The 25,180-nt window shown below is 70.9% G+C and carries 24 protein-coding genes; 11 read left to right on the top strand and 13 right to left on the bottom strand.

All coding sequences use genetic code 11. The annotated features are described in order from the left end of the window. Window positions 1–50: 50 nt before the first annotated feature. The 8 genes from lpxC to murB form a co-directional block, all read right to left on the bottom strand. Complete coding sequence (lpxC, locus tag ASF52_RS00420; protein ID WP_056165860.1) at window positions 51–998, bottom strand: UDP-3-O-acyl-N-acetylglucosamine deacetylase; 948 nt, start codon at window positions 996–998, stop codon at window positions 51–53. 321 nt (window positions 999–1,319) lie between these two features. Continuing rightward, the gene (gene ftsZ, locus ASF52_RS00415; protein WP_056165857.1) at window positions 1,320–3,083 is read right to left on the bottom strand and encodes a cell division protein FtsZ; all 1,764 of its coding nucleotides are present in this window, start codon (window positions 3,081–3,083) and stop codon (window positions 1,320–1,322) included. 128 nt (window positions 3,084–3,211) lie between these two features. Continuing rightward, window positions 3,212–4,534 (bottom strand): cell division protein FtsA, encoded by a 1,323-nt coding sequence (gene ftsA / locus ASF52_RS00410; protein WP_056165854.1) that lies wholly within the window; start codon window positions 4,532–4,534, stop codon window positions 3,212–3,214. 81 nt (window positions 4,535–4,615) lie between these two features. After that, window positions 4,616–5,569: a cell division protein FtsQ/DivIB gene (locus ASF52_RS00405; RefSeq protein ID WP_056165850.1), complete on the bottom strand. Its 954-nt coding sequence runs from the start codon at window positions 5,567–5,569 to the stop codon at window positions 4,616–4,618. Continuing rightward, window positions 5,536–6,459 (bottom strand): D-alanine--D-alanine ligase, encoded by a 924-nt coding sequence (locus ASF52_RS00400; protein WP_056165848.1) that lies wholly within the window; start codon window positions 6,457–6,459, stop codon window positions 5,536–5,538. Before ASF52_RS00400 ends, ASF52_RS00405 begins: the two co-directional genes overlap by 34 nt. A gap of 38 nt (window positions 6,460–6,497) precedes the next feature. Beyond that, window positions 6,498–6,854: a type II toxin-antitoxin system PemK/MazF family toxin gene (locus tag ASF52_RS00395; protein WP_056165846.1), complete on the bottom strand. Its 357-nt coding sequence runs from the start codon at window positions 6,852–6,854 to the stop codon at window positions 6,498–6,500. Further along, on the bottom strand, window positions 6,841–7,071 hold the full coding sequence (locus ASF52_RS00390; RefSeq protein ID WP_056165843.1) for an AbrB/MazE/SpoVT family DNA-binding domain-containing protein: 231 nt from the start codon (window positions 7,069–7,071) through the stop codon (window positions 6,841–6,843). The genes ASF52_RS00395 and ASF52_RS00390 overlap by 14 nt, the downstream gene beginning before the upstream one ends. A 28-nt stretch (window positions 7,072–7,099) precedes the next feature. Further along, complete coding sequence (gene murB / locus ASF52_RS00385) at window positions 7,100–8,059, bottom strand: UDP-N-acetylmuramate dehydrogenase (protein WP_056165841.1); 960 nt, start codon at window positions 8,057–8,059, stop codon at window positions 7,100–7,102. Between the two features lie 62 nt (window positions 8,060–8,121). Between murB and ASF52_RS00380 the strand changes: the two genes are divergently transcribed. Continuing rightward, on the top strand, window positions 8,122–8,376 hold the full coding sequence (locus ASF52_RS00380; protein WP_082478769.1) for a type II toxin-antitoxin system RelE family toxin: 255 nt from the start codon (window positions 8,122–8,124) through the stop codon (window positions 8,374–8,376). 10 nt (window positions 8,377–8,386) lie between these two features. Beyond that, window positions 8,387–8,776, top strand: coding sequence for a helix-turn-helix domain-containing protein (locus ASF52_RS00375; RefSeq protein WP_056165838.1), 390 nt, complete (start codon window positions 8,387–8,389; stop codon window positions 8,774–8,776). Between the two features lie 7 nt (window positions 8,777–8,783). On the opposite strand, the gene murC is transcribed toward ASF52_RS00375, so the two are convergent. The 5 genes from murC to ASF52_RS00350 form a co-directional block, all read right to left on the bottom strand. Continuing rightward, on the bottom strand, window positions 8,784–10,199 hold the full coding sequence (gene murC / locus ASF52_RS00370) for a UDP-N-acetylmuramate--L-alanine ligase (RefSeq protein WP_056165835.1): 1,416 nt from the start codon (window positions 10,197–10,199) through the stop codon (window positions 8,784–8,786). Between the two features lie 55 nt (window positions 10,200–10,254). Beyond that, window positions 10,255–11,364 carry a UDP-N-acetylglucosamine--N-acetylmuramyl-(pentapeptide) pyrophosphoryl-undecaprenol N-acetylglucosamine transferase gene (locus tag ASF52_RS00365; RefSeq protein WP_056165831.1) on the bottom strand — a complete coding sequence of 370 codons (1,110 nt, stop codon included), beginning with the start codon at window positions 11,362–11,364 and terminating at the stop codon, window positions 10,255–10,257. Beyond that, a complete protein-coding gene (locus ASF52_RS00360; protein ID WP_056165829.1) occupies window positions 11,361–12,527 on the bottom strand; it encodes an FtsW/RodA/SpoVE family cell cycle protein in 1,167 nt (388 codons plus the stop codon). The genes ASF52_RS00365 and ASF52_RS00360 overlap by 4 nt, the downstream gene beginning before the upstream one ends. Before the next feature lie 115 nt (window positions 12,528–12,642). Next, the gene (locus ASF52_RS00355) at window positions 12,643–13,242 is read right to left on the bottom strand and encodes an FUSC family protein (protein WP_244473648.1); all 600 of its coding nucleotides are present in this window, start codon (window positions 13,240–13,242) and stop codon (window positions 12,643–12,645) included. A 10-nt stretch (window positions 13,243–13,252) separates the two neighbouring features. Next, the gene (locus tag ASF52_RS00350) at window positions 13,253–14,359 is read right to left on the bottom strand and encodes a UV damage endonuclease UvsE (RefSeq protein ID WP_056165824.1); all 1,107 of its coding nucleotides are present in this window, start codon (window positions 14,357–14,359) and stop codon (window positions 13,253–13,255) included. A gap of 203 nt (window positions 14,360–14,562) precedes the next feature. Between ASF52_RS00350 and ASF52_RS00345 the strand changes: the two genes are divergently transcribed. From ASF52_RS00345 to ASF52_RS00305, 9 genes are all read left to right on the top strand, one after another. Next, window positions 14,563–14,883, top strand: coding sequence for a hypothetical protein (locus ASF52_RS00345; RefSeq protein ID WP_244473647.1), 321 nt, complete (start codon window positions 14,563–14,565; stop codon window positions 14,881–14,883). 142 nt (window positions 14,884–15,025) lie between these two features. Next, the gene (locus tag ASF52_RS00340; RefSeq protein ID WP_056165817.1) at window positions 15,026–16,396 is read left to right on the top strand and encodes a PepSY-associated TM helix domain-containing protein; all 1,371 of its coding nucleotides are present in this window, start codon (window positions 15,026–15,028) and stop codon (window positions 16,394–16,396) included. A gap of 27 nt (window positions 16,397–16,423) precedes the next feature. Beyond that, window positions 16,424–16,783 carry a hypothetical protein gene (locus ASF52_RS00335; protein ID WP_056165814.1) on the top strand — a complete coding sequence of 120 codons (360 nt, stop codon included), beginning with the start codon at window positions 16,424–16,426 and terminating at the stop codon, window positions 16,781–16,783. Window positions 16,784–16,826: 43 nt separating this feature from the next. Then, entirely contained in the window at window positions 16,827–19,184 is a 2,358-nt protein-coding gene (locus ASF52_RS00330) for a TonB-dependent receptor family protein (protein ID WP_082515134.1), read from the top strand. 448 nt (window positions 19,185–19,632) lie between these two features. Next, a complete protein-coding gene (locus tag ASF52_RS00325) occupies window positions 19,633–20,247 on the top strand; it encodes a 2Fe-2S iron-sulfur cluster-binding protein (RefSeq protein ID WP_056165811.1) in 615 nt (204 codons plus the stop codon). 116 nt (window positions 20,248–20,363) lie between these two features. Next, entirely contained in the window at window positions 20,364–21,341 is a 978-nt protein-coding gene (locus ASF52_RS00320) for an FAD binding domain-containing protein (RefSeq protein ID WP_056165808.1), read from the top strand. A 53-nt stretch (window positions 21,342–21,394) separates the two neighbouring features. After that, window positions 21,395–23,623, top strand: coding sequence for a xanthine dehydrogenase family protein molybdopterin-binding subunit (locus tag ASF52_RS00315; RefSeq protein WP_056165804.1), 2,229 nt, complete (start codon window positions 21,395–21,397; stop codon window positions 23,621–23,623). Between the two features lie 238 nt (window positions 23,624–23,861). Further along, complete coding sequence (locus ASF52_RS00310) at window positions 23,862–24,452, top strand: TadE/TadG family type IV pilus assembly protein (RefSeq protein ID WP_082515132.1); 591 nt, start codon at window positions 23,862–23,864, stop codon at window positions 24,450–24,452. 8 nt (window positions 24,453–24,460) lie between these two features. Then, window positions 24,461–25,159 (top strand): TadE/TadG family type IV pilus assembly protein, encoded by a 699-nt coding sequence (locus tag ASF52_RS00305; RefSeq protein ID WP_056165802.1) that lies wholly within the window; start codon window positions 24,461–24,463, stop codon window positions 25,157–25,159. Window positions 25,160–25,180: the final 21 nt, after the last annotated feature.

Below are 25,180 nucleotides of genomic sequence, written 5' to 3'. Positions count from 1 at the left end.
GCCCACCGATTTGCGGACCGGATGTTGCAGGCCCGCTACAGGTCCCGCTGTCAGAGTTCGCCCGCGAAGGCGGCGAGGCCGAGGCTGTTGCCGAATTCGGCGAGGCTGGTCTCGCGGCGCGGGCTGGCGGCTTCGACGATGGCGTAGTTGGCCCGGTCGGAGAACAGGGCGGTCAGCACGCCGACGTTCATGCGGTGGCCGCCGCAATAGGAGCGGTAGGCGCCCTGGAGCGGCAGGCCGGCAAGCGCGAGGTCTCCGACGGCGTCGAGGAACTTGTGGCGGACGAACTCGTCGGCGTAGCGCAGGCCCTCGGGGTTCACGACCGCCGTCTCGCCCACCGCGACGGTGTTCTCGAGGGAGGCGCCCAGGGCAAACCCGGCCTTCCAGTAGCGTTCGACGTCGCGCATCATCCCGAAGGTGCGCGCGCCCGCGATCTCGCGGCGATAGGCGGAGGGGGTGAGGTCCATGGCCTTGCGGCTGCGGCCGATCACCGGGTTCTCGAAATCGATCTCCACGTCGAGGCGGAAGCCGCGGTCGATGGGGCGGAGCTCGGCGAAGGCGCGGTCCACCTCGATGCGGACGGGGCGCAGCACCTTGATCCAGCGCCGGGCGGCGCCGCAGGTGGTGAGGCCGACGGCGTCGATGGCCTGCACGAAGGGACGGGCGCTGCCGTCGAGGATCGGCATCTCGGGGCCGTCGATCTCGACGAGGACGTTGTCGAGCCCGAGCCCGTAGAGGGCGGACATCAGGTGCTCGATGGTGGCCACGGCGCCCGTCTGGACATCGCCGATGACGGTGCAGAGTTCGGTGGCGGACACGCAGGCGTGGTGGGCTTTGATGAGGCGATCGTTGCCGGTGGGCATGCCGGTGCGGAGGAACGCGATTCCGTGGTTCGCCGGCACGGGGTGGAGGGTGATCTCCGCCGGGTTCCCGGAATGCACGCCGATCCCCCTGAGGGTGGCCGGTGCCTTGAGTGTCGTTTGATGGTTCGTTCGCATTCCATAGCCCTCGGCCGTGATCGAACGCAGGCCTCCTTCGAGGGAGGCAAGTCGTTCCCGTGATCCGTCCGCTGCTTGAAGCCCCGCGAGCGCGGGCGGCGAAACCGCCGCGCTTTTCGTTCCAAAATTCGTATAGCCCCGCCCCAAACCGGGACCAAATCACGGATTCTTACGCTGTGTTACAATGCAGCGTTTGGAGAGCGATCGAAAAACCTCTGCGCAATCAATCGCTTGACCACACACGTCACCCGAGGTCGCAAGACCCCGGGTGCGTTGCAAAAACACATCAGGCCGGACGGAGATGGGCCCCGTCCGGGGCGTTCAGTTGGCCTGGCGACGGAGGAAGGCCGGGATCTCGAGCTGATCGTCGTCCATCATCCGGGCCTGCGGGGCCTGTACCCGGCCCTGCGGGTCGAGGTTGCCCTGGGCCGGGCGGTAGCCCTGGGCGACGGGCGCGGGCGCCCGCTTGGCGTAATCGGCGGGGGCCTGCGGCACCGGGCTGGCCGGAGCGCGCACCGGCACCGGCACGGGGGCGGCCTCGGCCTCCTCGCGGCGTCCGCCGAAGCCGACGGTGGCGAGGCGGCGCAGGAGCGTCATCCGCTTGGTATCGGCGGCGGGCTCCGCCGGCTCTTCGCCGCGGCTGGCGCGGAGCTGGGCCTGGGCCGGCATCGGCAGGTCCTGGATCTGCGGCATGCGCGGCGCGCGGGCGACGGCAACGGCCGGGCGCGGCGGCACGAACGGGCCGGCGGCCTGGAGGGGAGCCGGCTCCGGCAGCGGCAGAGGGGCCGGCTCGTACGCCATGGCGGCGCGGGGCTGGGTCTGGGTCAGCACGACCTCGTCGCGGATGACGGGGGCCATCTCCATCCGTACCGGCTCGACGGGGGCCATGGCCTCCGGCAGGGCGGGGCGCGGAGCCTGGACCGGCGCCGGAGCGACGGGGGCGACGACCGGGGCGGCCGCGGGAGCGGTCAGGGGCTGGTCTTGTCCGGGGGCGCGAAAGGTGGTGGCGGGCTGCGCCGCCCGGGCCCTCGCTTCCGCCCGAAGCCGCTCGGCCACCTCGGCGATCCGCTGCTCGGTCTGCTGGATCTCGGGGTTGTTCTGCGAATGGGCCGTGATCAGGGCCGGCTCGATGCCGGTGGCGACCACGGAGACGCGGATGATGCCGTCGAGGCTCTCGTCGAAGGTGGCGCCGAGGATGATGTTGGCGTCCGAGTCGACCTCCTCGCGGATGCGGGTGGCGGCCTCGTCGAGCTCGTAGAGGGTGAGGTCGTTGCCGCCCGTGATGGAGATCAGCAGGCCGCGGGCGCCCTTCATCGACACGTCGTCGAGGAGCGGGTTGGCGATGGCCGCTTCCGCCGCCCGGTTGGCGCGGTTCTCACCGGAGGCCTCGCCGGTGCCCATCATGGCCTTGCCCATGCCGCGCATGATCGCGCGGACGTCGGCGAAGTCGAGGTTGATGAGGCCTTCCTTGACCATGAGGTCGGTGATGCAGGCGACGCCCGAGTAGAGCACCTGGTCGGCCATGGCGAAGGCGTCGGCGAAGGTGGTCTTCTCGTTGGCGACCCGGAACAGGTTCTGGTTCGGGATCACGATGAGCGTGTCGACGGCGGCCTGGAGCTCCTGGATGCCGGCCTCCGCCGTGCGCATCCGGCGCACGCCCTCGAACTGGAAGGGCTTGGTGACGACGCCGACGGTGAGGATGCCCATGTCGCGGGCCGCGCGGGCGATGACGGGGGCCGCACCGGTGCCGGTGCCGCCGCCCATGCCGGCGGTGATGAAGCACATGTGGGCGCCGGACAGCTGGTCGCGGATCTCGTCGATGACCTCGTCGGCGGCGGCCGAGCCGACCTCCGGGTGCGAGCCGGCGCCGAGCCCCTGCGTCACGCCGAGACCCATCTGGATCACGCGCTCGGCCTTGGAGGAGGTGAGGGCCTGGGCATCCGTGTTGGCGACGACGAACTCGCAGCCGAGCAGGCCGGATTCGATCATGTTGTTGACGGCGTTGCCGCCGGCTCCACCGACGCCGAAGACGGTGATGCGGGGCTTCAGTTCCCGGATGTCAGGTGCCTGCAGACTGATGGCCATGGGTGTCGAGCCTCTCGTGCCTTTCACGTTTCATTTGACGCCTCGATGGAGGGAGGCGCCGATTCTCGTCTGGCCGTTCGCGCCCACCCCCGATGCCGGGGGTTTGGGGCGCGACGGCGGTCGTTCCTCTAGAAACTCTCGCGGAGCCAGCGTCCGACGCGCGAGAAGTAGCCGTCCGTTCCGGTGCCCGCGAAGGCGCCGTGCCCACGGGGTTCGAAGTGCTCCGCGTGGGCCACCTGCGGGTAGACCAGGAGCCCCACCGCCGCCGAGAAGGCGGGTCCCTTGGCGGCCTCGGGGAGGCCGCGGATGCCGAGCGGCCGGCCGATGCGGACCTGCCCCTCCATCACCCGGCGGGCGACTTCCGGCAGGCCGACGAGCTGGCTCGCCCCGCCCGTGAGCACCACCCGGCGCCCGGCCTGGGCCGAGAAGCCTGCGTTGCGCAGGCGGTCCCGCACGAGTTCGAGGACCTCCTCGACGCGCGGGCGGATGATCCGCACGAGCTGCGAGCGCGGCACGTGGGTGGGGGCGTCGCCCTCGTCCTCGCCGACCCCGTGGATCGCGATCATGTCGCGGTCGTCCGACGCCGTGGGAAGCGCCGAGCCGTAGAGGGTCTTCAGGCGCTCGGCGGCCGCGACCCGGGTGGAGAGGCCGCGGGCGATGTCCATGGTGACGTGGTGGCCGCCGACCGCGATGGCGTCGACATGGACGAGGTGGCCGCCGGAGAACACGCCGACGCTGGTGGTGCCGCCGCCCATGTCGACGACGCAGACGCCCATCTCGGCCTCGTCGTCGACGAGCGCCGACAGGCCCGCGGCGTAGGGGGTGGCGATGACCGCCTCGACGCCGAGGTGGCAATGCTCCACCGCCAGCATGAGGTTGCGGGCGGCGGCGGCCTCGCCGGTGACCACGTGGAGATCGACGCCCAGCGCGTCGCCCATCATGCCCGACGGGTCGATGACCGCGCCCTGGCCGTCGATGGCGTAGCCCGTGGGCAGGGCGTGGAGCACGGCCCGGCCGGGGCTGACGCCGTGGGCGGAGGCCGTCTCCAGCACGCGCTCCACGTCCGTCCCCGTGACGGTGCCCGTGCGGGTGTTGATGCGGGCCTCGAAATGCTGGGAGCCGATGCGGCCGCCCGACATGTTGACGATGACGGACTGCACCTCGACCTTGGCCATGCGCTCGGCGGCGTGGACCGCCTGGCGGATGGCGCCCTCGGCGGCTTCGAGATCGACGATGGCGCCGCCCTTCAGCCCCTGCGAGCGCTGGTGGCCGATGCCGATGATGCGGGCGAAGTGGGTGCGACCGCGCAGGGTCGAGAGCGCCTCGGCCGGCTGAAGCTCGGCGATGAGGCAGACGATCTTGCTCGTCCCGATGTCGAGCACCGAGAGGGTGGTGCTCCGCCGGGCGGAGAGCGGCTTGAGCCGCGGGGTGAGGCCGTGCTGGTGGTGCATGGTGCTACCGGGCCGGGAACGCGGGGACAGTCGGCGTGGACGCGGGATGCGCCGGACGGATCGTGCGGCTCATGTCGCGGGTCACGTGGCGGCTCCCTTGGCCTTGGGCTTCTTCTGGGATTCCGCGCGGGCGGCGGCGGCTTCCTCGGTGAGCCGCACCACCACCCGGTCGGGCATGCGCAGGTCCACCGCGATGATGTCCTTCTCGAGGATGCGGGCGTCGCGCTCGAGGCGAACGAGGCGGGCGAGCGCGTCCGCCGCCCCGGTCTCGGGCAGGCGGATGTCGACGCCGTCGAGCTTGAGCGTCCAGCGCCGGCCGGAGACGTAGGTTCCGGCCTTAACCCGCTCGGCGAGGGTGCCGGCGGCCTCGATGAGGGCGAGGTAATCCTTGAGGCGCTCGTTGGCGCCCTCCCCCACCACGAGGGGGAGCGCGGCGTAGCGGTCGTCCCGCATCTCGTCGATCACCTTGCCGTCGGCGGCGATGACCGAGATGATTCCGTTGCGCTGCCACAGGGCGGCGGGCTCGCGCTCGACCTGGGTGATGACGATCTCGTTCGGGTACACCTTGCGCACGGAGGCGCTGGCGATGAGGGGCACCTGCATCAGCCGGTCGCGGACCTCGTTGACGTCGAGGAACACCACCGACGAGTGGCCGTCGATGCCGGCGGCCTGGAGCACTTCGCGCTCATAGAGGCGAGCGATCCCCGCGATGGTGACGCGCTCGACGCCGAAGCCGGCCAGGCGCGCGAGAATGTCGAAGGGGCGGCCGTTCTCGAGGACGAAGCGCTCGTAGCGGCCGCTGGCGACGAAGCCCGTCAGCGCCAGGGCGGCGAAGGACACGGACATGGCCAGGGTGCCGAGGTGGCGCGGGATGCGCCGCTCGATGGGCAGAGCGAGGCGCGAGCGGCGGCCCGGACCCAGGCGCCGCAGGCGTGCGGTCACGGCGTCGCGCAGGGCGCGGGCCGGGGCGAAGCCTGCGCCGCCGGAATGACCCGACCCGCTCAGCGGCCCAACGTTGCGTCCTCCACCATCCATTGGACGAGCTCACCGAAACTATGACCAGCGTGGGCTGCGATCTCCGGCACAAGGCTCGTCTTCGTCATGCCGGGTTGCGTGTTGACCTCCAGGACGACGAGGGCACCGGTTCCACCCGGTGTGTCGTCGAAGCGGAGGTCCGCACGGCTGATGCCCCGGCACCCGAGTGCTTGATGCGCCGTTAACGACAACTCTTGGACACGCTGGTAAAGATTTGGTTTAATTTCTGCCGGGAGGACGTGGATCGACCCCCCTTCGGCGTACTTCGCATCGTAGTCGTACCAGTCCCCCGAGGCGGTCTTGATCTCGATCACCCCGAGGGCCTTGTCGCCCATCACCGCGCAGGTCAGCTCGCGTCCGGCGACGTAGGTTTCGATAAGGATATCATCGCCGTAGCCCCAATCCGCCCGGCCGACGTCCCGGGGCGGCGGGGCGCTCGCGTCGCGCACGATGACGACGCCCATGGACGAGCCCTCGGCCACCGGCTTGAGCACGTAGGGCGGCGTCAGCAGGTGTGACTTCGCGGCTGCATGACGGTTAACGACGCGGCCCTCGGGAACGCTCACACCGGCCGCCCGCATGATCGTTTTGGCACGTTCCTTGTGCATGGCGAGCGCCGAGGCGAGCACGCCCGAGTGGGTGTAGGGAATGCGCAGCAGCTCCAGCAGGCCCTGGATCGTGCCGTCCTCGCCCGCCGGCCCGTGCAGGGCGTTGAAGGCGACGTCGGGCTTGAGGTGGGTGAGCACCGTGGCGATGTCCGGTCCGACATCGACGCGGGTCACCCGGTAGCCGCGGCCCTCCAGGGCCTCGGCGCAGGCGTTGCCGGAATTGAGCGAGACCGGGCGCTCGGAGGACCACCCGCCCATGAGGACGGCGACGTGCTGGGACATGGGAGGCTCCGGAAGGCGGATGCGGACAGGACAAGGGATCAGACGGGACCAATCCGACTGCGGACGGCGTCAAAGACCGCCTCGGCGGCATGGACCGGCAAGGCGCCGATCCGGCGCAGGATGCGCGACGGCTCGATGCAGGCAATCTTGGACGGGCGCACCATCGAAGCGGTTTCGAGACCGGCAGCTTCGAGGTCCGAAATCGGAAGGTCTCCCGCCCTGTTCGCATGGCGTGCGCTGGTGATCATGGCGATCCAAACGAAGCCGGCCTCGGCCACGGCGGGACCGGAGATAACGACGGCCGGGCGGCGCTTTTCCGCGAGACGATCGGAGTATGGAAAAGGCACGACAATGACGGTGCCGGCGACGAGCGCCTGACGGTCAGAGGTTGGCATAGTCTTCGTCGTCGATGGGGCTCGCCCATTCCGTGAAGGTCACGAACGGGTCCTCAACCTCCGGCTGCGCCTTCTCGATCCGGATCCCATCGGCCGTCAGCACATAGCGAAGGCGGTCTCCGGGCGCGATCCCGAGCTTGGCGCGAACCTCGGCGGGCAGGACCGTCTGGCTTTTCACGGAAACCTTGGAATAGGCGGTTCGAACGGCGTGGGCCATGGCTGTACTCCAGAAGCGTCCTTACGACTTACCGACTTACAGCAGAGGCGTCGAGGCCGATGCGCTTGATCTCCCAATGTAGGTCGACGCCGCTGGTCTCGCGCACGCGCCGGCGCACCTCCTCGCCGAGGCCCTCGATGTCGGCCGCCGTGGCGCCATCGCGGTTGATCAGGAAGTTGCAGTGCATGGGCGAGACCTCGGCACCGCCGACCCGCAGGCCCCGGCAGCCGGCGGCGTCGACGAGCTGCCAGGCCTTGCCGCCGGGCGGGTTCTTGAAGGTCGAGCCGCCGGTGCGCTCGCGGATGGGCTGGGCGGCCTCGCGCGCCGCCGTGACCCGATCCATCTCGGCCTCGATGCTTTCGCGATCACCCGGACGGCCCCGGAACACGGCATGGGTGAAGATCACGTCGTCGGGGGCCCCGCTGTGGCGGTAGGCGAACCCCATCTCGGCGTGGCCGAACGTCCGCCGGTCGCCCTTCCGGTCGACGCCCTCGGCAACGATCAGCACGTCCGTGGTCTCGCCGCCATGGGCCCCGGCATTCATGCGGAGCGCCCCGCCGATGGAGCCGGGGATGCCGCGGAAAAACGCGAGCCCGTCGAGGCCGGCTTCCGCCGCCGCCTTGGCGAGGCGCATGTCGGGCACGGCGGTACCGACGCGCAGGTGATCGCCGTCGATCGCGACCGACCCGAAGGCCTTGCCGCCGAGGCGCACCACCACGCCCGGCACGCCGCCGTCGCGCACGATGAGGTTCGAGCCGAGGCCGATCACCGTGACGGGGATCTCCGGGTCGAGGCCGGCCAGCAGGGCGGCGAGATCCTCCGCATCGGCCGGGGTGAACAGCACCTGCGCCGGCCCGCCGACCCGGAACCAGGTCAGGTCGGACAGGGGCTGGTTGGCGATGAGGCGCCCGCGCAGGGCGGGCGCGGCCGCGCGGATGGCGGGGGTGAGATCGGGGAAGGCGGGGGTGAGATCGGGGAAGGCGGTCATGGGTGCTGGTGCCTTTCGGCATAATCAATTAGAAATTGCAGAGCCGATGGGCGGGTGGGGGCATGGACAGGGCGATCGTTTTCACCCGCCCGGCGGCCTGTGCCCTGAGCCGGATGCCGGCGACGACGGAGGCCCTGATCCGCGCCAAACTGCGCCAACTCGCCGAAGATCCGGACGCCCTGGTCAACAACATCAAGGCCCTGAAAGGTCAGGACGGCTGTCGCCGCCGCGTCGGCGATTGGCGGGTGATTTTCACGAGCGAGCCCGATCGGGTCATTGTGCATGATGTCGGACCGCGTGGGTCGATCTACGATTAGGACCAGCGACATGACCACCGTCCGCACGAGAACGCCGGCCGGCGAAGCGATCGTCATTCTTCCCGAAGCCGAGTTCGAACGCCTCGTCGCCCTGGCCGAGGACGCGTCGGATACACGCAACCTCGCCGCTTCGCGGACGCGGCTCGATACAGGCGCCGACGAGCTGTTACGCGAGGCCGACCTCGATGCCCTGCGCGCGGCGCCGACGCCCCTCGTTTTCTGGCGCGAGCGCCGCGGCATGGCTGCGGCGGCGCTGGCCGAACGGGCCGGCATCACGGAGCCTGATCTCGCGGCGATGGAGCAAGGCGCATACGCGGGCGACACCACGGACTACCGATCTCTCGCCGCAGTGCTCGGCGTCGATCCGGACGATCTTCTGCCGGACGCCAAGGCCGCGTGAGCGTCTGTCACCCCGCCACCCCCCCGAGCGCCGCCAGCTCGCCCGGCAGGGCGTAGGCCCATTGGGTGATGTTGCCCGCGCCCAGGCACACGACGTAGTCGCCCGCCTTCGCCCGCCCGGCGACGATGCCGGCGAGATCCTCGGAGCGGTCCAGGGCGATGGCATCGCGGTGGCCGCGCGATTTGAGGCCCGCGACGAGGCCGTCGCGGTCCATGCCTTCGATGGAGGGTTCCCCGGCGGCGTAGACGGGGGCGACGATCACCGTGTCGGCGTCGTTGAAGCAGGTGCAGAAATCGTCGAACAGGGAGGCCAGCCGGGTGTAGCGGTGGGGCTGGACGATGGCCACCACGTTGCCGTCCGTGGAGGCGCGGGCGGCCTTGAGCACCGCCTTGATCTCCACGGGATGGTGTCCGTAATCGTCGAAGATCAGGGCGCCGTTCCACTCGCCGGTCTTGGTGAAGCGGCGCTTGACCCCGCCGAAGCCGGCGAGCGCCTTGCGGATCGCCTCCGGCTCGACGCCGAGCTCGTGCGCGACGGCGAGCGCCGCCGTGGCGTTGAGGGCGTTGTGCTTGCCCGGCATCGGCAGGACGAGGTCCTCCATCTCGATGCGGAAGCCCGGCCGCCGGTCGCGGATCATCACCCGAAACTTGCTCTGGCCGCCACGCAGGTCGATGTCGATGAGGCGCACATCGGCCTGCGGGTTCTCGCCGTAGGTGATGATACGGCGGTCCTCGATGTGCCCGACGAGGTCCTGCACCACCGGGTGGTCGATGCACATCACGGCGAAGCCGTAGAACGGGATGTTGTCGATGAAGCGCCGGAACGCGTCCTTGACCGCGTCGAACGAGCCGAAATGGTCGAGGTGCTCGGGGTCGATGTTGGTGACGATGGCGACATCGGCCGGCAGCTTGAGGAAGGTGCCGTCGGATTCGTCGGCCTCCACCACCATCCACTCGCCCTCGCCCATGCGGGCGTTGGTGCCGTAGGCGTTGATGATGCCGCCGTTGATGACCGTGGGGTCCATGTTGCCGGCGTCGAGCAGGGTCGCGACCAGGGACGTCGTGGTGGTCTTGCCGTGGGTGCCCGCGATGGCGACGCACGACTTGAAGCGCATGAGCTCGGCCAGCATCTCGGCCCGGCGCACCACCGGCAGGCGGCGCTCGCGGGCGGCGACGAGTTCGGGGTTGTCGCGCTGGATCGCCGTGGAGACGACCACGAGGGCGGCGTCCTCCACGTTCGAGGCGCTGTGGCCGACGAAGGTGCGGATGCCTTTCTCGGCCAAACGTCGGACGTTGGCGTTGTCCGAGGCGTCGGAGCCCTGGACGGTGTAGCCGAGGTTCATCATCACCTCGGCGATGCCGGACATGCCGATGCCGCCGATGCCGATGAAGTGGATGGGGCCGAGCTTGTCGGGCAGCTTCATGGGATGAACCAGTCCAGGCCGGGCGCACCCGAGGCGGCGCCCATGGAGGGGAAGATCAGGTGCGGGCGGCCGTGGCGACGACGATGTCGGCGAGGCGTTCGGCGGCGTCGTGGATGCCCGCGCTTTTGGCCGCTGCCGCCGCCGCGGTCAATTTCCCGCCCTCCGTGAAGCGGTCCACGAGTTCGGCCGCGAGGCGATCGGGCGTGAACTGGCTCTGGGGAATCGCCAGGGCCGCGCCGATGGAGGCCAGGGTCGCGGCGTTGGCGGCCTGATCCTGATCCAGCGCCCCGGGGAGCGGCACCAGGATCGACGGCCGGCCGATGGCGGCGAGTTCCGAGACCGTGGAGGCGCCGGACCGCCCGACGACGAGGTGGGCGGCGGCCATGCGGGCCGGCAGGTCCTTGAAGAAGGGCGCCGCCTCGAAACCGCCGAGGCCGAGGCCGAGATAGAGGTTCTGCACCGCCGTGAGATCCTCGGCCCGCACCTGCTGGACGAGGTGGAGGCGGGCACGCAGGTCCGCCGGCAGGATCGCGATGGCTTTGGGCACCACCTCGCCCATCACCCGCGCGCCCTGGCTGCCGCCGAAGACGAGGAGGTGGAGGGGGTCGCCTGGCCCGACGGAGGGATAGGGCGTGGCCGCGGCCGCGATCACCGCCGGGCGCAGGGGATTGCCCGTGTGGGTGCGGGGCGCCAGCGCCTTGAGGGGCACGCCGCGGACCTCCCGGAAGCCCGTGGCGATGGCCCGCGCGCCGCGGGCCAGGAAGGCGTTGGCCCGGCCCATGACGGCGTTCTGCTCGTGCAGAACTGTCGGCACCCGCAGGATCTGCCCGGCGAGCATGGGCGGCACCGTGGGGTAGCCGCCGAAGCCCACGATGGCGGCGGGATCGAGGCGCTTGATCTGCCGCGCGGCGACGCCGAAGCCGCGCCCCAGGGTGAGGAGGGCGAGGCCGCGCTTCACCGGGGACCGGCCCGAAGGCGTGGCCGACGCGATGGTGACGATCTCGGAGGCCGGAAACCCCGTAGCGATGGAATCGACCCGCGCGTCGGTGGCGAGCACCACCCGCATCCCGCGCGCGCGCAGGACGTGGGCGAGGCTCTCGGCCGGAAACAGGTGCCCGCCCGTGCCGCCGGCACACAGGAGGATGGTAGCGGTGGCGACGGTCAACGCATCACTCCGGCGACGGTCGCCGGGGCGGTCCCCGGCGGCTTCTGGCTCAGGGTGGTGGTGCGCGGGCGCTTGCGGGTCAAGGCGACGAGGAAGCCCATTCCGAGGGCCAGGGACAGCATCGACGAGCCGCCGTAGGAGACGAACGGCAGGGTCATGCCCTTGGCGGGCATCAGCTGGACGTTCACCGCCATGTTGATGCAGGCCTGGAGCCCGAACAGGGTGACCAGACCCGTGATCGCCAGGCGAGAAAAGGTGTCGTCCGTGCGCCGGGCGAGTTTCAGGCCGCGCATGACCAGGTAGGCGAACAGCGACACGAGGCCGAGGCAGACGAGGACGCCGAACTCCTCGCCGATCACCGAGAACAGGAAGTCGGTGTGCGCGTCGGGCAGGTGGCGCTTGGCCAGGCCCTCGCCCGGCCCGACGCCGAGCCAGCCGCCGGCGTTGAACGATTCGTGCGCCCAGAAGCCCTGGAAGTTGTCGCCGGACTCGGTGTTCATGAACCGGTCGATGCGCTCGCGCACGTGGTACAGGAAGCGGTAGGCGACGCCGACGCCGAGCAGTCCGGCGATGCCGAGGCCCGCGACCCAGAACCAGTGCAGGCCGGCCACGAAGAACAGCGCGCACCACACGATGGTGATGAGCATGGTCTGGCCGAAATCCGGCTGGAGCACGAGGGGCACGATGGTGATGGGCAGGAGCAGGATCGCCAGCAGGCCGCCCGGCATGTCGCGGCGCTGAGCGCCCTCCGAGAAGGCCCAGGCGGCCACCACCACGAAGGCGGGCTTGACGAATTCCGACGGCTGCAGGCCGAAGGGGCCGAACTGGATCCAGCGATGCGCGCCCTTGATCTCCGGCCCGAACTTGCCGGCGAGCACGCACAGGACCACGCCCATGAGCCACGTCGCCAGGGCCACGCGCCGGATGTGGCGCAGGGACAGGAACGACACGGCCACGATGATCAGCAGGGTCGGCGCGAGATAGAGCGCCTGCCGGTTGAGGAAGTGGAAGGTCGGCAGGCCGATCTTCTCGGCCACCGGCGGACCGCCGCCCATGAGGAAGACGAGGCCGGCCACCATGAGGGCGCCGAGGCCCGCCAGCAGGCCGCGATCGACGGTCCACCACCAATCGGTGAGAGGCGTGCGTTCCGCGCGGGACATCATGGTGAGCGCTCTCCGTGAGGCCTGGGCGCTCGAAGGAGCAGCCGCCGGCCGCCGGCAGCATCGGGAGCCGGCACGGCGCGATCCTGTGCCGGAATGGTAAACCAATCCTTTGCGGTCAGGCCCCATCCTCGGGATGGCGCATCATCCGTGTCGCCACCCAGCCCACCGCGATGGCGACGGTAACGCCCCAACCGACCTCGAGGAGGCGTGAGCCGAACATCTGCTGGGCGGTGCCGACATGGGGCACGAGCAGGATGATGGTGGCGGTGATGCCGGCGAGGCGCCCGGCGCTCGCGACGTTGAGGAGCCAGCACGCGGTGAGCGAGAGGATGACGGCGACCGCGTAGGCGACGAGGTCCTGACCCACGGTACTGAGCACGCCAAGACCGATGAGGCCGCCCGTGGCTGCGCCCAGGAACTGGTCGCGGGCCATGGTGCGGGTGGCGCGGAACTCCGTCTGCACCACCGCGATGGCCGTGATGGCGCTCCAGAATCCCTCGCGGAGGTTCAGCGCCTGGGTCGGCATGTAGGCGATGAGGGCGGCGGACGCCGACATCAGCCCGTGCGCGGCCCCGCCGACGAGGCGCCGGCGCAAGGGCATACGCTTGCGCAGGCGACCGATCTGCTGGCGCAGCCAGCCGATGCGGACCTCGTCCCGCGTCACCTCGCCCGGCAGGACCGGGGGCTCGCGCAGCTCCTGCTCCACGGAACTCACTCGATGGGGCTCAGGCCGCCGCCTTCGTCGCGGAAGCGAGGCCGGGGGCGACCTGCGCGGCGATCTGACCGGAGGCGAGATTCTTCGATTTCGCCTCGATCTCGAAATCCGCCCAGGCGAGGTGCCGGCCGACGAGGGCGTTGACGGCGCGGTTCCACATCATGTCCGAATGGGCCGCGAGGTCGCGGCGGGAATGACCCGCAGCCGAGAGCGCGACGAAATCGGGTGCGGCCTCGGGGTCGGTGCCCGCCAGGAGATTCTCCCGCGAGACGCTGATATGCGCGATGGGGCGCACGCCGCGCCACGAATCGCGCACCCGCGCGATGCGCGGATCCTCGGGCTCGATGTAGGCGCCGCCACTCTCGACCCAGTGGTGATGGAGGTCGAGCACCACCGGCACGACGTCGGCGAGTTGCAGCACCGTGTCGAGGCCGAAGGCATTCTCGTCGTTTTCGACGGTGATGAGGTCGCGCGCCGTTTGCGAGAGCAGGGGCAGACTGGCACGGAACCCCTCGACGCCGGGGTCGCGGGCGCCGACATGGATGTTGATGTGCGCCCCATGCGGGTGCCACCCGGAGCCGTACCCCATCAGCGCCATCACCTCGGCGTGATACTCGAACTCGGCGATGCCGTTCGCCTGCGCGGACGGGTTGCGCGAGGCGATGACGCAGAACTGACCGGGATGGAAGCTGAGGCGCACGCCGGCTGCCCGGGCGAGATCGCCGATGCGGGCGAGCCCCGGCTCGATCAGGGCGCGCAGGCCCGGCTCGGCGTAGATGTCGCTCGCCACCGGGTGCGTGTAGCCGGGGAGCACGTTGCTCGCCATGCGCAGCAGCCGCTCGAGGGGCGGACGCGCGGCGACCCAGGCGATCTGCCGCTCCAGGGCGCCGAGGTTGTGGCGGGCCAGATCCTCCAGCTTCGCTCGGCGGTCCGCAGGCGCGAGGCGCGTGAGGTTGGCCATGGTGACGTGGCTGAGGTTCATCTCCAGGGCCGCCTCGCGGGCGGCCTTCAGGGTCTTGAAGCTCTCCGGCGGGGCTTCGAGGATGAACTTGCAGCAGAAGCCGAGGCGCGGTTCGCCATCGGTCAGGGGTGCGGGAAGGTTCGGGGTCTGGGTCATCGTCTGAGTCATCCTGGCCCCAACGCCGCTGGGCCGGTTTGGTCCCGCCCGACCCGACGCGTGCGGGCCACAGCCCCGATGAAAAACGTCGCGCCCGGCCTCCGCTCCCCGGACAGGCATTGACGGGGCGGCGGGCCTCGCCTTTACCCGCTTCCATGCAGGCAGATCGGCCCAGGGGAGCGAGCCGCCGCGCGATCATCGCCGTGATCGCGCTCTACGCCCTGTGCCTGCAGGCCATCCTGGGGACCGCCGTGCCCCTGTCGCCCCCCGGGGTGGACCCCGCCCTGTGCCTGCACGAGGCGGGCGAGGCCGGGCCGGACGCGCCCGCTCCCGTCCACGTGCACGTGTCCTGCTGTACGGCGGCCCAGGCCGTGGCGAGCCTCGACCTGCCGTCACTCGTGCCCACCGGCGTCGTCTGGCCAAGCCGGCGCCGCGTCGCCGTGGCGTGGCGCCCGCACGCGGCCGCGCAGCCCCGGGCGCCCCCCGAACGAGACGCACAACCGCGGGCACCGCCCGTCGCCTGAGGGCGCCCTTCGTCCGCCGCCGAGCTTCGGTGCGGCCGGCGCCCCGATCCCCGACCGACCGTCCGCCAGACCGGACGGGTTCGATGGATCGGCCGTGCCCGCGAGGCGCGGCCCCGAGCGCTCGCGACCGTCAAGGACGACCATGCCCTCCTCCCTCACCGCCGCCGCCGCGCCGTTCGCCGCGCCCATTCGCCTCTCCCGCGAGGCGGTCTACCGCGCCGTGTGGCGCTGGCACTTCTATGCCGGGCTGATCTGCCTGCCGTTCCTGATCCTGCTCTCGACCACGGGGGCGCTCTACCTGTTCAAGGACGAGATCAACGTCGCCCTGTTCACCCGGCGCTTCGTCGTCCCGGCCTCGGACGGAGTGTCGCTGGGCCCGGACCGCCTCGTCTACGTGGCGAGCCAGGCGGTGCCGGACGCCACCCCCCTCACCTACCTCGACCCGGCCGGCCCGACATCCCCGGCGGTGGTCACCCTGGTGAAGGACGGGGCCAGGACCCTGGTCTCCCTCGACCCGCGCAACGGCGACATCGTCGGCCACGTCGCGGCGGATGGCGACGTGATGGCGGTGATCCGGCGCCTGCACAGCCTGTCGTATTTCGGGCCGGTGGCCAACGGGATCGTCGAGGTGGTGGCGGGCTTCCTGGTCGTGCTCGTGATCACCGGCACCTACCTGTGGTGGCCGCGCGGCCAGTCCGGCGGGGTCGTCGGCGTCCGGGGTACGCCGCGCCGCCGGGTGTGGTGGCGCGATCTCCACGCGGTGACGGGCTTTGTGGCCGGAGGCGGCCTGCTGTTCCTGGCGCTCACCGGCCTGCCCTGGTCCATCGTCTGGGGCCAGCAGCTGCGGGCGCTGTCCAACGCCGCCGGCCTCGGCCAGCCGAGCGCCCTCTGGGCGCGGGTGCCGGTGTCGACGGTCCCCATGGGCGACGCCCTCACCACCGCCGGCTGGGCCCTTGAGGACGCGCCCGTGCCCCTGTCGCGGCCGGCCCCCGGCCAGTCCATCGGCCTCGACCGGGCGGCGGCGATCCTCGTGGAGCGCGGCATGCCGGCGGGCTACGAACTCGCCCTGCCGGTGGGCGAGACCGGCGTCTACGCCGCCGCCGCCTACCCGCGCGACGTCACCCGCCAGCGCATGATCTCCCTCGACCAGTACACCGGCCAGGCCCTCGTCGACGTGCGCTTTTCCGAGATCGGCATCGTCGGCCGGGCGATCCAGTGGGGCATCGGCCTGCACAAGGGCGAGACCTTCGGCCGGCTCAACCAGCTCCTCATGCTCGCTGTCTGCCTCGCCGGCCTCCTCCTGAGCGTCACCGCCGGGGTGATGTGGTGGAAGCGCCGACCCTCGGGGAGTCTCGGCATCCCGCCCTGGCCGCGTGCGCCCCGCGTCGTCGCCGGGGTCACGCTCCTGGTTCTCGGCCTCGGCGCCCTGTTCCCGCTCACGGGCGCGGCGATCCTGGCGATGATCCTCCTCGATTGCGGCGGCCGTGCCCTCGCCGGGCGGATCGCGGCCTGAAGCCGACGCTTACCGGGCGCGTCGCCCGTGTCTTCCCGCGCCCTCCGGGACCGCCTCGGAACCGTCCTTCTCGTTCTGGCCCTCTGGCTGCAGGCCCTGGCGCCGGGGGCGGCCCTGCGCCTGCCCCCGCCCGATCCCCTGGCCCACGCGATCATCTGCGGCCATGGCATCGAAGCCGCCGTCGCGGCGGAGGACGGGATGCCGGGCCCCTGTGCGGCCTGCCCGTTCTGCACCGGCATCGCCCTCGCGCCCCTCGTCCCGACCGGCCCACGGGTGGCCCGCACCGCCCGGTGGCACGCGGTCGCCTGGGCGACACCGCCCCCGATCCCCTCCCTCCGCCGGCCCCGGCCCGCCGGCCAGCCCCGGGCCCCGCCCCTCCCGTCCTGATCCCGTCGCCCCTCCCCCTTCGACCGATCGGACGCGTTTTCCCATGTTGCTGTTCTCTCCCGCACGACGGCGCCTCGCCGCCCTCCTCCTCCCCGCCGCGGGCCTGCCCGCCGCCTGCCTGCCCGCCGCATCCGTTCCCGCCGCCGCGCAGGCGCAGGTCGCGCCCAGCGTCACCCTCGACGAGGTCTCCGTCGTCGGCGACGGCACCGGGCGGCCGACCGGACGCACCGGATTCGGCGTCGCCGCCCTGCCGGGTTCGGCCGCGAGCGTCATCGAGAATCCCGTCGGCCAGATCGTCACCGCCGTCGGGCGGGACAGCACCATCGCCAACCGACCGGCGACGAACATCGGCTCGGTGCTGCTCGACAGCCCCGGCGTCACCGTGCGCCAGGGCAACGGCGCCCGCGACGTGATCATCTCCGTACGCGGCAACAACGCCCGCTCCACCGGGGTCACCCGCAACATGGTCGTCCTCGAGGACGGTTTCGTGCTGACCCAGCCGGACGGTTTCTCGCGGTTCGATCTCGTCGACCCGCGCGCCTATTCCCGCATCGACGTGTTCCGGGGTCCGCAATCGGCGCTGTTCGGCAATTACGCCACGGGCGGAGCGCTGGCGTTCCGCACCCGCACGGGACGGGAGATCTCGGACGGGAAGATCTTGGGCTACGAGGTCGGCGTCGATGCCGGCAGCTTCGGATATCTCAGCCACTACTTCACCGTCGGCGGCGTCAGCGGCCCGGTGGAGATCAGCCTGTTCGCCAGCGACGTCCGCGCCAACGGCTACCAGGACCATTCGTCCTACGACACGCAGACCGTCAACCTGCTGGCGAGCTACACCCCGACGCCCGACAACCGCTTCACCCTGAAGGTGATCAACAACGAGCTCCACGCCGACATCGCCGCGCGCGCCTCCCTGAACCAGTACCGGATCAACCCGTACCAGCGCGGCTGCGCCTCGTCCGCCACTGCGGCTTCGGGCTGCACCACCTACAGCTTCTTCCGCAACGGCGCCTTCGGCGCCACCTCCCCCGTGACGGCGACGGAGGTCGGGCTGGAGCGCAAGGACCGGCGCACCATCGTGGCCGCGCGCTGGGAGCACGACATCGACGCCCAGACCACGTGGCGGACCCAGGTCGGCTTCGACGAACGCAACATCAACCAAGCGTTCTTCACGAGCTCCGGGCGCGGCAGCGTGCCGTCCTACAACGCGATGAGCGACATCACCCACCGCTCGGAGCTGTTCGGTCTGCCGGCGGTGAGCTACGCGGCGCTCTCCTTCAGCGCCCTCGATTCCCACGCCACCACCTTCAACCTGACACCGTTCGCGGGGCCGACGCTCGGCGCCCTCATCGGCGATCAGTTCGCCGTCCAGTCGAACCTCGGCGGCCGGGCGCGGACGGAGGTCGCCCTGTCGGACACCTGGACCGGCGTGGTCGGGATCAGCGCCGAGAACACCTGGATCACCGGGCGCAACCTCGCCTACGCCTACTCGGCGGCCGGGCGGACCACGAGTCCGGCCCTGGCCGACCGCAGCTTCCTCAACGTCGCGCCGGAGCTCGCCCTGGTCTACCGGCCGAGCGCCGAATGGGCGTTCCGCGGCCGGGCCGCCACGGGCTACACCGCCCCGGCCGCCGGCAGCCTGTTCGTGACGCCGGCCGGAGTGCCGGGCAACAACACCCAGCTGCAGACCCAGCAGAACCTCGGCTTCGATCTCGGCGCCGACTGGACCCCGTGGGAGGGCCTGCGCTTCAGCCTCACCGGCTTCTATGAGTTCTTCCGCAACGAACTGGTCTCGCAATCGCCCGGCGCCGGGCTTCTGGCCTACACCTTCAACGCCCCGGCCTCCGAGCACCGCGGCATCGAGGTCGCGGCGGACTGGGCCTTCAGCCCGGGCTGGCGCGCCACCCTCGCCTACACCTTCGACGATCAGTTCTACACCCGCTACGTCGAGCAGCTGAGCGGGGGAAGCTTCACCGCGCGGTTCGACCGGGCCGGCAAGCTCATCCCGGGCGTGCCCGCCCACCAGCTCCTCGCCCGCCTCGGCTACGAGCAGGTCGGCGGCCCCCTCTCGGGACTCGGCGGCTTCGTCGAGGTGGTGGCGCAGGACGATTTCTTCGTCGACAACGCCAACCTGCTCAAAGCCCCGGGCTACGCCCTCGTCAACGCCAACGTCCACTACGTTACCGACCTGACCGGCGGCTACGCCCGGCGTCTCAACCTCTACGTCGAGGCACGCAACCTTCTGGACCGCACCTACGCGTCGTCGGTCCAGAACCTCGCGAACAGCCTGAACGCCGGGACCGGCGGTCTCAACGGTGCCGGTGTCCTCGCGGGCATCACCGGTTCGGTCTATGCCGGCGCGCCGCGCACGGTGGTGGCGGGCATGAAGCTGTCGTTCTGAGACGCCGAGGGCGTACGCCGGCGTCGCCCGCCTGCGCGAACGGGCTTTTTCGCGCCCATTCGGCAGGGTGGCGTAGGGTCGGGTGTCCGGTGAGGCCGGTCGCCGGGCCGGGACGTCCGGAATCCTCGGTCCCCATATTCCGATCCGCGCGGGCGCCCCGGCCCTATTTCAACTGGCGCCGGCGGAACGGGATCGGACGGCGCCCCCGGCGCGTTCGGTTCCAGACTTCGTATCGGTTCCAGACTGGTCGCCCCCTTGTCCGTGCGGGCTTCGGATTGGCCGGGCGATCGATCGCGAGAATGCAGGGGACCAGCGCATGAGCGACGAGACCGCCCGCGAGATCGGGTCACGTCGGCCCGTCCCGCATGGGACAGGACTTGAGACGGGGCTCGGGGAAGGACTTGGCTCAGGGCTTGGCTCAGGGCTTGGACCGAGCCGCCGCAGGGTCATGGAGGGGGCCGCCGCCCTCGCGGCCTTCGGGGTCGCCGGGTTCGGCACCGTCCGGCCGGGTCTCGCCGCCCTCGCGCCGGCCCCCGGCGACCCGGCCCCGCAGACTCTGCCGGTGCGCCTGACCATCAACGGCGAGGCGCGCGACCTCGTCCTCGACACCCGCACCACCCTCCTCGACGCCCTGCGCGAGCACCTCGATCTCACCGGGACCAAGAAAGGCTGCGATCACGGCCAGTGCGGGGCCTGTACGGTGCTGGTCGACGGACGCCGCATCAATGCCTGCCTGACCCTGGCCGCCATGCACGAAGGCGACGCCATCGAGACCATCGAGGGGTTGGCCAAGGGCGACACCCTGCACCCGCTCCAGGCGGCCTTCCTCGATCATGACGGCTACCAGTGCGGCTACTGTACGCCGGGACAGATCTGCTCGGCCAAGGGCATGCTGACCGAAGTCGAGGCCGGATGGCCGAGCCACGCCAGCGCCGACCTCCTGGCCGCCCCGCAACTCACCGAGGCCGAGATTCGCGAGCGCATGAGCGGCAATCTGTGCCGGTGCAGCGCCTACCCGAACATCGTCGCGGCCATCGTCGACGCCGGAGGCCGCAGCGGCTGAGTTAACGGAGTGTTTCACGGGAAACACCGTCCCGTCCCATCCCCTTGCTGTCCCTTCGGGATTCGGACGGACGGGTATCTTGTCCACAGGACCCCACCAGAACGGGTACCGCGCCGATGAAAGCCTTCACGTACGCCCGACCGAAGACCGTGGCGGAAGCGGCCGAGATGGCGGCCGCGCAACCGAACACCCGCTTCATCGCCGGCGGCACCAACCTGCTCGATCTGATGAAGCTGCAGGTCGAGACACCGGCTCACCTCGTCGACGTGAACCGGCTCGGCCTCGCGGAGGTCACGGAGACCGGTGACGGCGGCGTGCGCGTCGGCGCCCTGGTGCGCAATGCCGATCTCGCCGCCCATCCCCGCATCCGCAGGGATTACGCGGTGCTGTCGCGGGCGCTGCTGGCCGGTGCCTCCGGGCAGTTGCGCAACAAGGCGACCACCGCCGGCAATCTGCTCCAGCGGACCCGGTGCCCGTACTTCTACGACACCGCGCAGGCCTGCAACAAACGGGCTCCCGGTTCCGGCTGCGCCGCCATCGGCGGCTTCACCCGCATCCATGCCGTGCTCGGCGCGAGCGAGGCCTGCATCGCCACCAACCCGTCCGACATGGCGGTGGCGATGCGGGCCCTCGACGCAACTGTCGAGACCGTCGACGCCAAGGGCACGGAGCGGACGATCCCGCTCGCCGACTTCCATCGCCTGCCCGGCGACACGCCCGAGATCGAGACGGCGCTGCGGCCGGGCGAGCTCGTCACCGCCGTGACCCTCGGCAAGCCCGTGGCCGGCACGCATCTCTACCGCAAGGTCCGCGACCGGGCCTCCTACGCCTTCGCGGTGATCTCCGTGGCGGCGGTGATCGACAAGAACGCCGATGGCCGGATCCGCGCCGCCCGCCTCGCCTTCGGCGGCCTCGCTCACAAGCCCTGGCGGGGCCCGGCGGCCGAGGCGGCCCTCGTCGCCTCCAACGGCGATCCGGACGCGGCCGCCGATGCGGTCCTGGCGGGGGCCAAGGGCCAGGGCGGCAACGACTTCAAGATCCCGCTCACCCGCCGGACCCTGCGCGCCGTCGTGGCCGAGGCGCTCAGGGCTTAAGACCCTTCGAGCCTCCCGCGACGCCCAATCCCAGAAGAGTCAGGAATCGTCCGATGGACATGAACCAGCCGATCGGCCACACGCCCCTCGACGACAGGCCCGACGGCCTGCTGGGCAAGCCCATCGACCGGATCGAGGGTCGTCTGAAGGTGACGGGCGCGGCGCCCTACGCCTACGAGACGCGCGAATTGAAGAACCCGGCCTACGGCGCCCTCGTGGAGGCCGGCATCGCCAAGGGTCGGATCCGCCGGCTCGACGTGCGGGCGGCCGAGGCAATGCCGGGCGTGCTCCACGTGATGACCCACGAGAACGTGCCGCCCCAGGGCGAGAAGAAGGAGCAGGTTGCTCCGGTCCTGGCCGGACCCGAGATCCGGCATCATGGCCAACCCATCGCTTTCGTGGTGGCCGAGACCTTCGAGCAGGCGCGCGCCGCCGCCGCTACGATCAGGGCCGAGTACGCGCGGGAGACCGGCGCCTATAGCCTGCGGGCCGGCATAGCGGGTGCCGTGATCCCGAAGCAGCTGCAGAGTCCGCCGGATTCGGCGCTGGGCGATTTCGAGGGCGCCTTTGCGGGAGCGCCCGTGCAAGTCGACGTCGAATACACCACACCGGTCCAGACCCACGCGATGATGGAGCCGCATGCCACCATCGCGTCGTGGGAGGGCGACCACGTCACCCTGTTCACGTCGAACCAGATGCTGAACCGCGGCCAGGCCTCCCTCGCATCGGTGTTCGGCCTGCCGCCGGAGAACGTGCGACTGGTGAGCCGCTACATCGGCGGCGGTTTCGGCGGCAAGCTCCAGCCCCAAGCCGACGCGATCTTCGCCGCCCTCGGCTCGAAGGCGGTGGGCCGGCCGGTGAAGGTGGCCCTCACGCGCCAGCAGGAATTCCACGTCACCACCCGGCGCTCGGACACGATCCAGCGCCTGCGCCTCGGCGCCGAACCGGACGGCCGGCTAGTTGCCATCGGGCACGAATCCTGGTCGGACACCACGCCGGGTGACGGGTTCTACGAGACCTCGGCCAATGCCACGCGCTCCCTCTACGCCGCGTCGAACCGGATGACGAAGCACCGGCTCGCCACCCTCAACTTGCCGCTCGCCTCGGCCATGCGGGCGCCGGGCGAGGCGGTGGGCATGCTGGCGCTGGAATGCGCCATGGACGAACTCGCCGAGCGCCTTCGCATCGATCCCATCGAGCTGCGCATCCGCAACGAGCCGACCCAGGACCCGGAGAAGGGGGTGCCGTTCTCCACCCGCCAACTCGTGCCGTGCCTGCGCGAAGGCGCCGCGCGCTTCGGATGGGACAAGCGTCGCGCGGCCGGCACGACGCGGGAGGGGCAGTGGCTCGTCGGCCTGGGCGTGTCGGCGGCCGCCCGCCTCAACCCGCTCAGGCCCTCGTCGGCCGCCATCCGCCTCGAAGGCGACGGCTCCGTCACGGTCCGCATGGCGATGACCGATATCGGCACCGGCACCTACACGATCCTGGCACAGATCGCCGGCGATATGCTCGGCCTGCCGGTGGAGCGGGTTCACGTCGAACTCGGCGACACGCGCCTTCCGAAAGCCGCCGGTTCCGGCGGCTCGTTCGGCGCGGGCAGCGCCGGGTCGGCCCTCTACGTCGCCTGCGAGGCTCTGCGGGCGAAGATCGTCGCGGCGGCCGAACTCGGCCCGGAGGAAGCGCGCTTCGCGGACGGGCGCGTCGTCTCCGGAAACCGTTCGGAGAGCCTGGCCGACATCGCCGGACGCGCCGGGGACATCGAGGCCACGGGGGAGATCAAGCCCGGCGCCATGACCGAGGCGTTCTCGCAATATTCCTACGGCGCGCATTTCGCCGAAGTCGGCGTCGATGCCGATACGGGCGAGGTGCGCCTGCGCCGGATGCTCGGCGTGTTCACCGGGGGGCGCATCCTCAACCGGAAAACCGCGCGCTCGCAGGCCATCGGCGGGATGGTGTTCGGCGTCGGCGCCGCCCTGATGGAGGAGGTGGTGATCGACTCGCGCACGGGCCACTTCGTCAACCACGATCTCGCCGAGTATCACGTGCCGGCCCATGCGGACATTCCCGCCATCGACGCGGTGTTTCTCCCCGAACTCGACGACAAGGCCAACCCGCTGAAGAGCAAGGGGCTGGGCGAACTCGGCATCTGCGGCGCCGGGGCGGCCCTCGCCAACGCCGTCTACAATGCCACCGGCGTCCGTATTCGCGACTACCCTCTCACCCTCGACAAGGTGTTGCGCGGTCTCGAGGCCCGCGATCGGTCCCCGGTACGGCCGACCTGACACGTTCGGACCGACGATTTCATGATGATCGGCGTAAGATCCGCACCGGATGCGGAGCGCGACGACGTCGTGATCCGGGTCGTCTCCCTCCGTTTCCAGCGGGCGGGCCGCGCTTCGCGCAGACAACCTTGTGCGATGCTGCCCGGCAGGCGCGGAATGCAAGGGGTTCGAAAGGAGCAGGAGGGCAGGAAGAGCGTGCGCACCGGATCGCGGTGCGAGCCCGAAGCCCCGTCGCCCCATGGTCCCCTCGCCTCACCTTCCCAGCCGGGCCCTCACGCCGCATACGCTGGTCAGCCGGTTCCGGCATGCCCGCGCGGGTGCCACGGCGGTGGAGTTCGCCATCCTGGCGTTTCCGTTCCTCGCCCTGATCACCGGCATCATCGACATGTCGATGATGTTCTGGGCGAGCCAGACCCTCGACGACGCCCTCGCGGACGCGACGCGCACGATCCAGACGGGACAGTTCCAGAGTGCTAATTCCGGCGTCACCGACCCGGCGACGATCTTGGAGAACCTGCGCCAGAAGCTGTGCCAGGTGAACGGGGCCGAGCGCCTGACCCTGTTCCGGTGCGCGGACGTGAAGCTGGAGGTGCGGGTCTACGCATCCATGACCGCGGGTACGAGCACCAATCCCGTCGATCCGTCGACCCGGGACTGGTCGACGGGGTTCGGCACGGCCTACGCGAACGCCCAGGCGAGCACCATCGTGGTGGTGCAGGCGGCCGTGAAGTACCCGAGCTTCACACTGATGTTCCCCATCACCCAGAGTTTCGCGGACGGCTCGCGCCTGCTGCACTCCGTCCAGGTCTTTCGCACGGAACCGTTCTAGGCCCGAGGATGCTGCGCAGCCCCCTGCCCCCGAGCCGCGTTTCCGGCGCGTCTCTTCCCGCCACCGACTGGCCGGCCCCGGGCGCCTTCGGCCGCTTCCGGCGGGCCCGGGACGGCGTGGCGGCCGTCGAGTTCGCCCTCATCGCCCCGGTGCTGCTGCTGGTTTATGTCGGCAGCGCCGAGCTGGCCCGCGGCACCATGGCCCAGCGGCGCACCACCCTGCTGACCCGGACCGTTGCCGACCTCACGTCCCTCGGCGACACGACCTCACCCATGACGCGCACGACCATGGACAGCATCCTGGCGGCCTCGAAGCTCGTCTACAGTCCGTTCGACGCGACGAAGGCCGTCATCCGGGTCGCGGCCATCGGCATCTACATGCAGGGCACGACGCGGACGGTGCGGATCTGCTCGAGCGACGCATCCCCGGCCACCGCCAAATGGCCCGTCGGCCTCGCCCCCGCGAGCCTGACCATCCCGGCGAGCTACAGCCGCCACGGCATGCGCCTCGTCGTCGCCCAGGTCACGACGCCCTACACACCGGTTCTGGGCGCCGCGTACGTCAGCTTCACCCGGGCGAGCACCGCCGAGTTCCCCCTGGAGGACACGGTCGTCTGGCCGACCCGCCAGGGCAAGGCGGTCACCGGCGGCGCCGACGACGAGGTCGTCCTGCCCGCCGGCGTCGCCTGTCCGGCGACCGCGAACTGAGAGGCGCGGTCCGCCCGCCGG

Source organism: Methylobacterium sp. Leaf112 (assembly GCF_001423295.1).
GTDB lineage: Bacteria > Pseudomonadota > Alphaproteobacteria > Rhizobiales > Beijerinckiaceae > Methylobacterium.
This window is presented reverse-complemented; position numbering and strand designations above follow the sequence as displayed.

Excerpts from the sequence above, each read along its gene's own strand:
- ftsA (WP_056165854.1), bottom strand. The coding sequence starts at position 4,534 with ATGCACCACCAGCACGGCCTCACCCCGCGGCTCAAGCCGCTCTCCGCC.
- ASF52_RS00380 (WP_082478769.1), top strand. The coding sequence starts at position 8,122 with ATGGACAGGGCGATCGTTTTCACCCGCCCGGCGGCCTGTGCCCTGAGC.
- lpxC (WP_056165860.1), bottom strand. The coding sequence starts at position 998 with ATGCGAACGAACCATCAAACGACACTCAAGGCACCGGCCACCCTCAGG.
- ASF52_RS00315 (WP_056165804.1), top strand. The coding sequence starts at position 21,395 with ATGGACATGAACCAGCCGATCGGCCACACGCCCCTCGACGACAGGCCC.
- ASF52_RS00400 (WP_056165848.1), bottom strand. The coding sequence starts at position 6,459 with ATGTCCCAGCACGTCGCCGTCCTCATGGGCGGGTGGTCCTCCGAGCGC.
- ASF52_RS00390 (WP_056165843.1), bottom strand. The coding sequence starts at position 7,071 with ATGGCCCACGCCGTTCGAACCGCCTATTCCAAGGTTTCCGTGAAAAGC.
- murC (WP_056165835.1), bottom strand. The coding sequence starts at position 10,199 with ATGAAGCTGCCCGACAAGCTCGGCCCCATCCACTTCATCGGCATCGGC.
- ASF52_RS00360 (WP_056165829.1), bottom strand. The coding sequence starts at position 12,527 with ATGATGTCCCGCGCGGAACGCACGCCTCTCACCGATTGGTGGTGGACC.
- ASF52_RS00310 (WP_082515132.1), top strand. The coding sequence starts at position 23,862 with ATGGTCCCCTCGCCTCACCTTCCCAGCCGGGCCCTCACGCCGCATACG.
- ASF52_RS00340 (WP_056165817.1), top strand. The coding sequence starts at position 15,026 with ATGCCCTCCTCCCTCACCGCCGCCGCCGCGCCGTTCGCCGCGCCCATT.
- ASF52_RS00330 (WP_082515134.1), top strand. The coding sequence starts at position 16,827 with ATGTTGCTGTTCTCTCCCGCACGACGGCGCCTCGCCGCCCTCCTCCTC.
- ASF52_RS00350 (WP_056165824.1), bottom strand. The coding sequence starts at position 14,359 with ATGACCCAGACCCCGAACCTTCCCGCACCCCTGACCGATGGCGAACCG.
- ASF52_RS00395 (WP_056165846.1), bottom strand. The coding sequence starts at position 6,854 with ATGCCAACCTCTGACCGTCAGGCGCTCGTCGCCGGCACCGTCATTGTC.
- ASF52_RS00405 (WP_056165850.1), bottom strand. The coding sequence starts at position 5,569 with ATGGATGGTGGAGGACGCAACGTTGGGCCGCTGAGCGGGTCGGGTCAT.
- ASF52_RS00375 (WP_056165838.1), top strand. The coding sequence starts at position 8,387 with ATGACCACCGTCCGCACGAGAACGCCGGCCGGCGAAGCGATCGTCATT.
- murB (WP_056165841.1), bottom strand. The coding sequence starts at position 8,059 with ATGACCGCCTTCCCCGATCTCACCCCCGCCTTCCCCGATCTCACCCCC.
- ftsZ (WP_056165857.1), bottom strand. The coding sequence starts at position 3,083 with ATGGCCATCAGTCTGCAGGCACCTGACATCCGGGAACTGAAGCCCCGC.
- ASF52_RS00325 (WP_056165811.1), top strand. The coding sequence starts at position 19,633 with ATGGAGGGGGCCGCCGCCCTCGCGGCCTTCGGGGTCGCCGGGTTCGGC.
- ASF52_RS00320 (WP_056165808.1), top strand. The coding sequence starts at position 20,364 with ATGAAAGCCTTCACGTACGCCCGACCGAAGACCGTGGCGGAAGCGGCC.
- ASF52_RS00305 (WP_056165802.1), top strand. The coding sequence starts at position 24,461 with ATGCTGCGCAGCCCCCTGCCCCCGAGCCGCGTTTCCGGCGCGTCTCTT.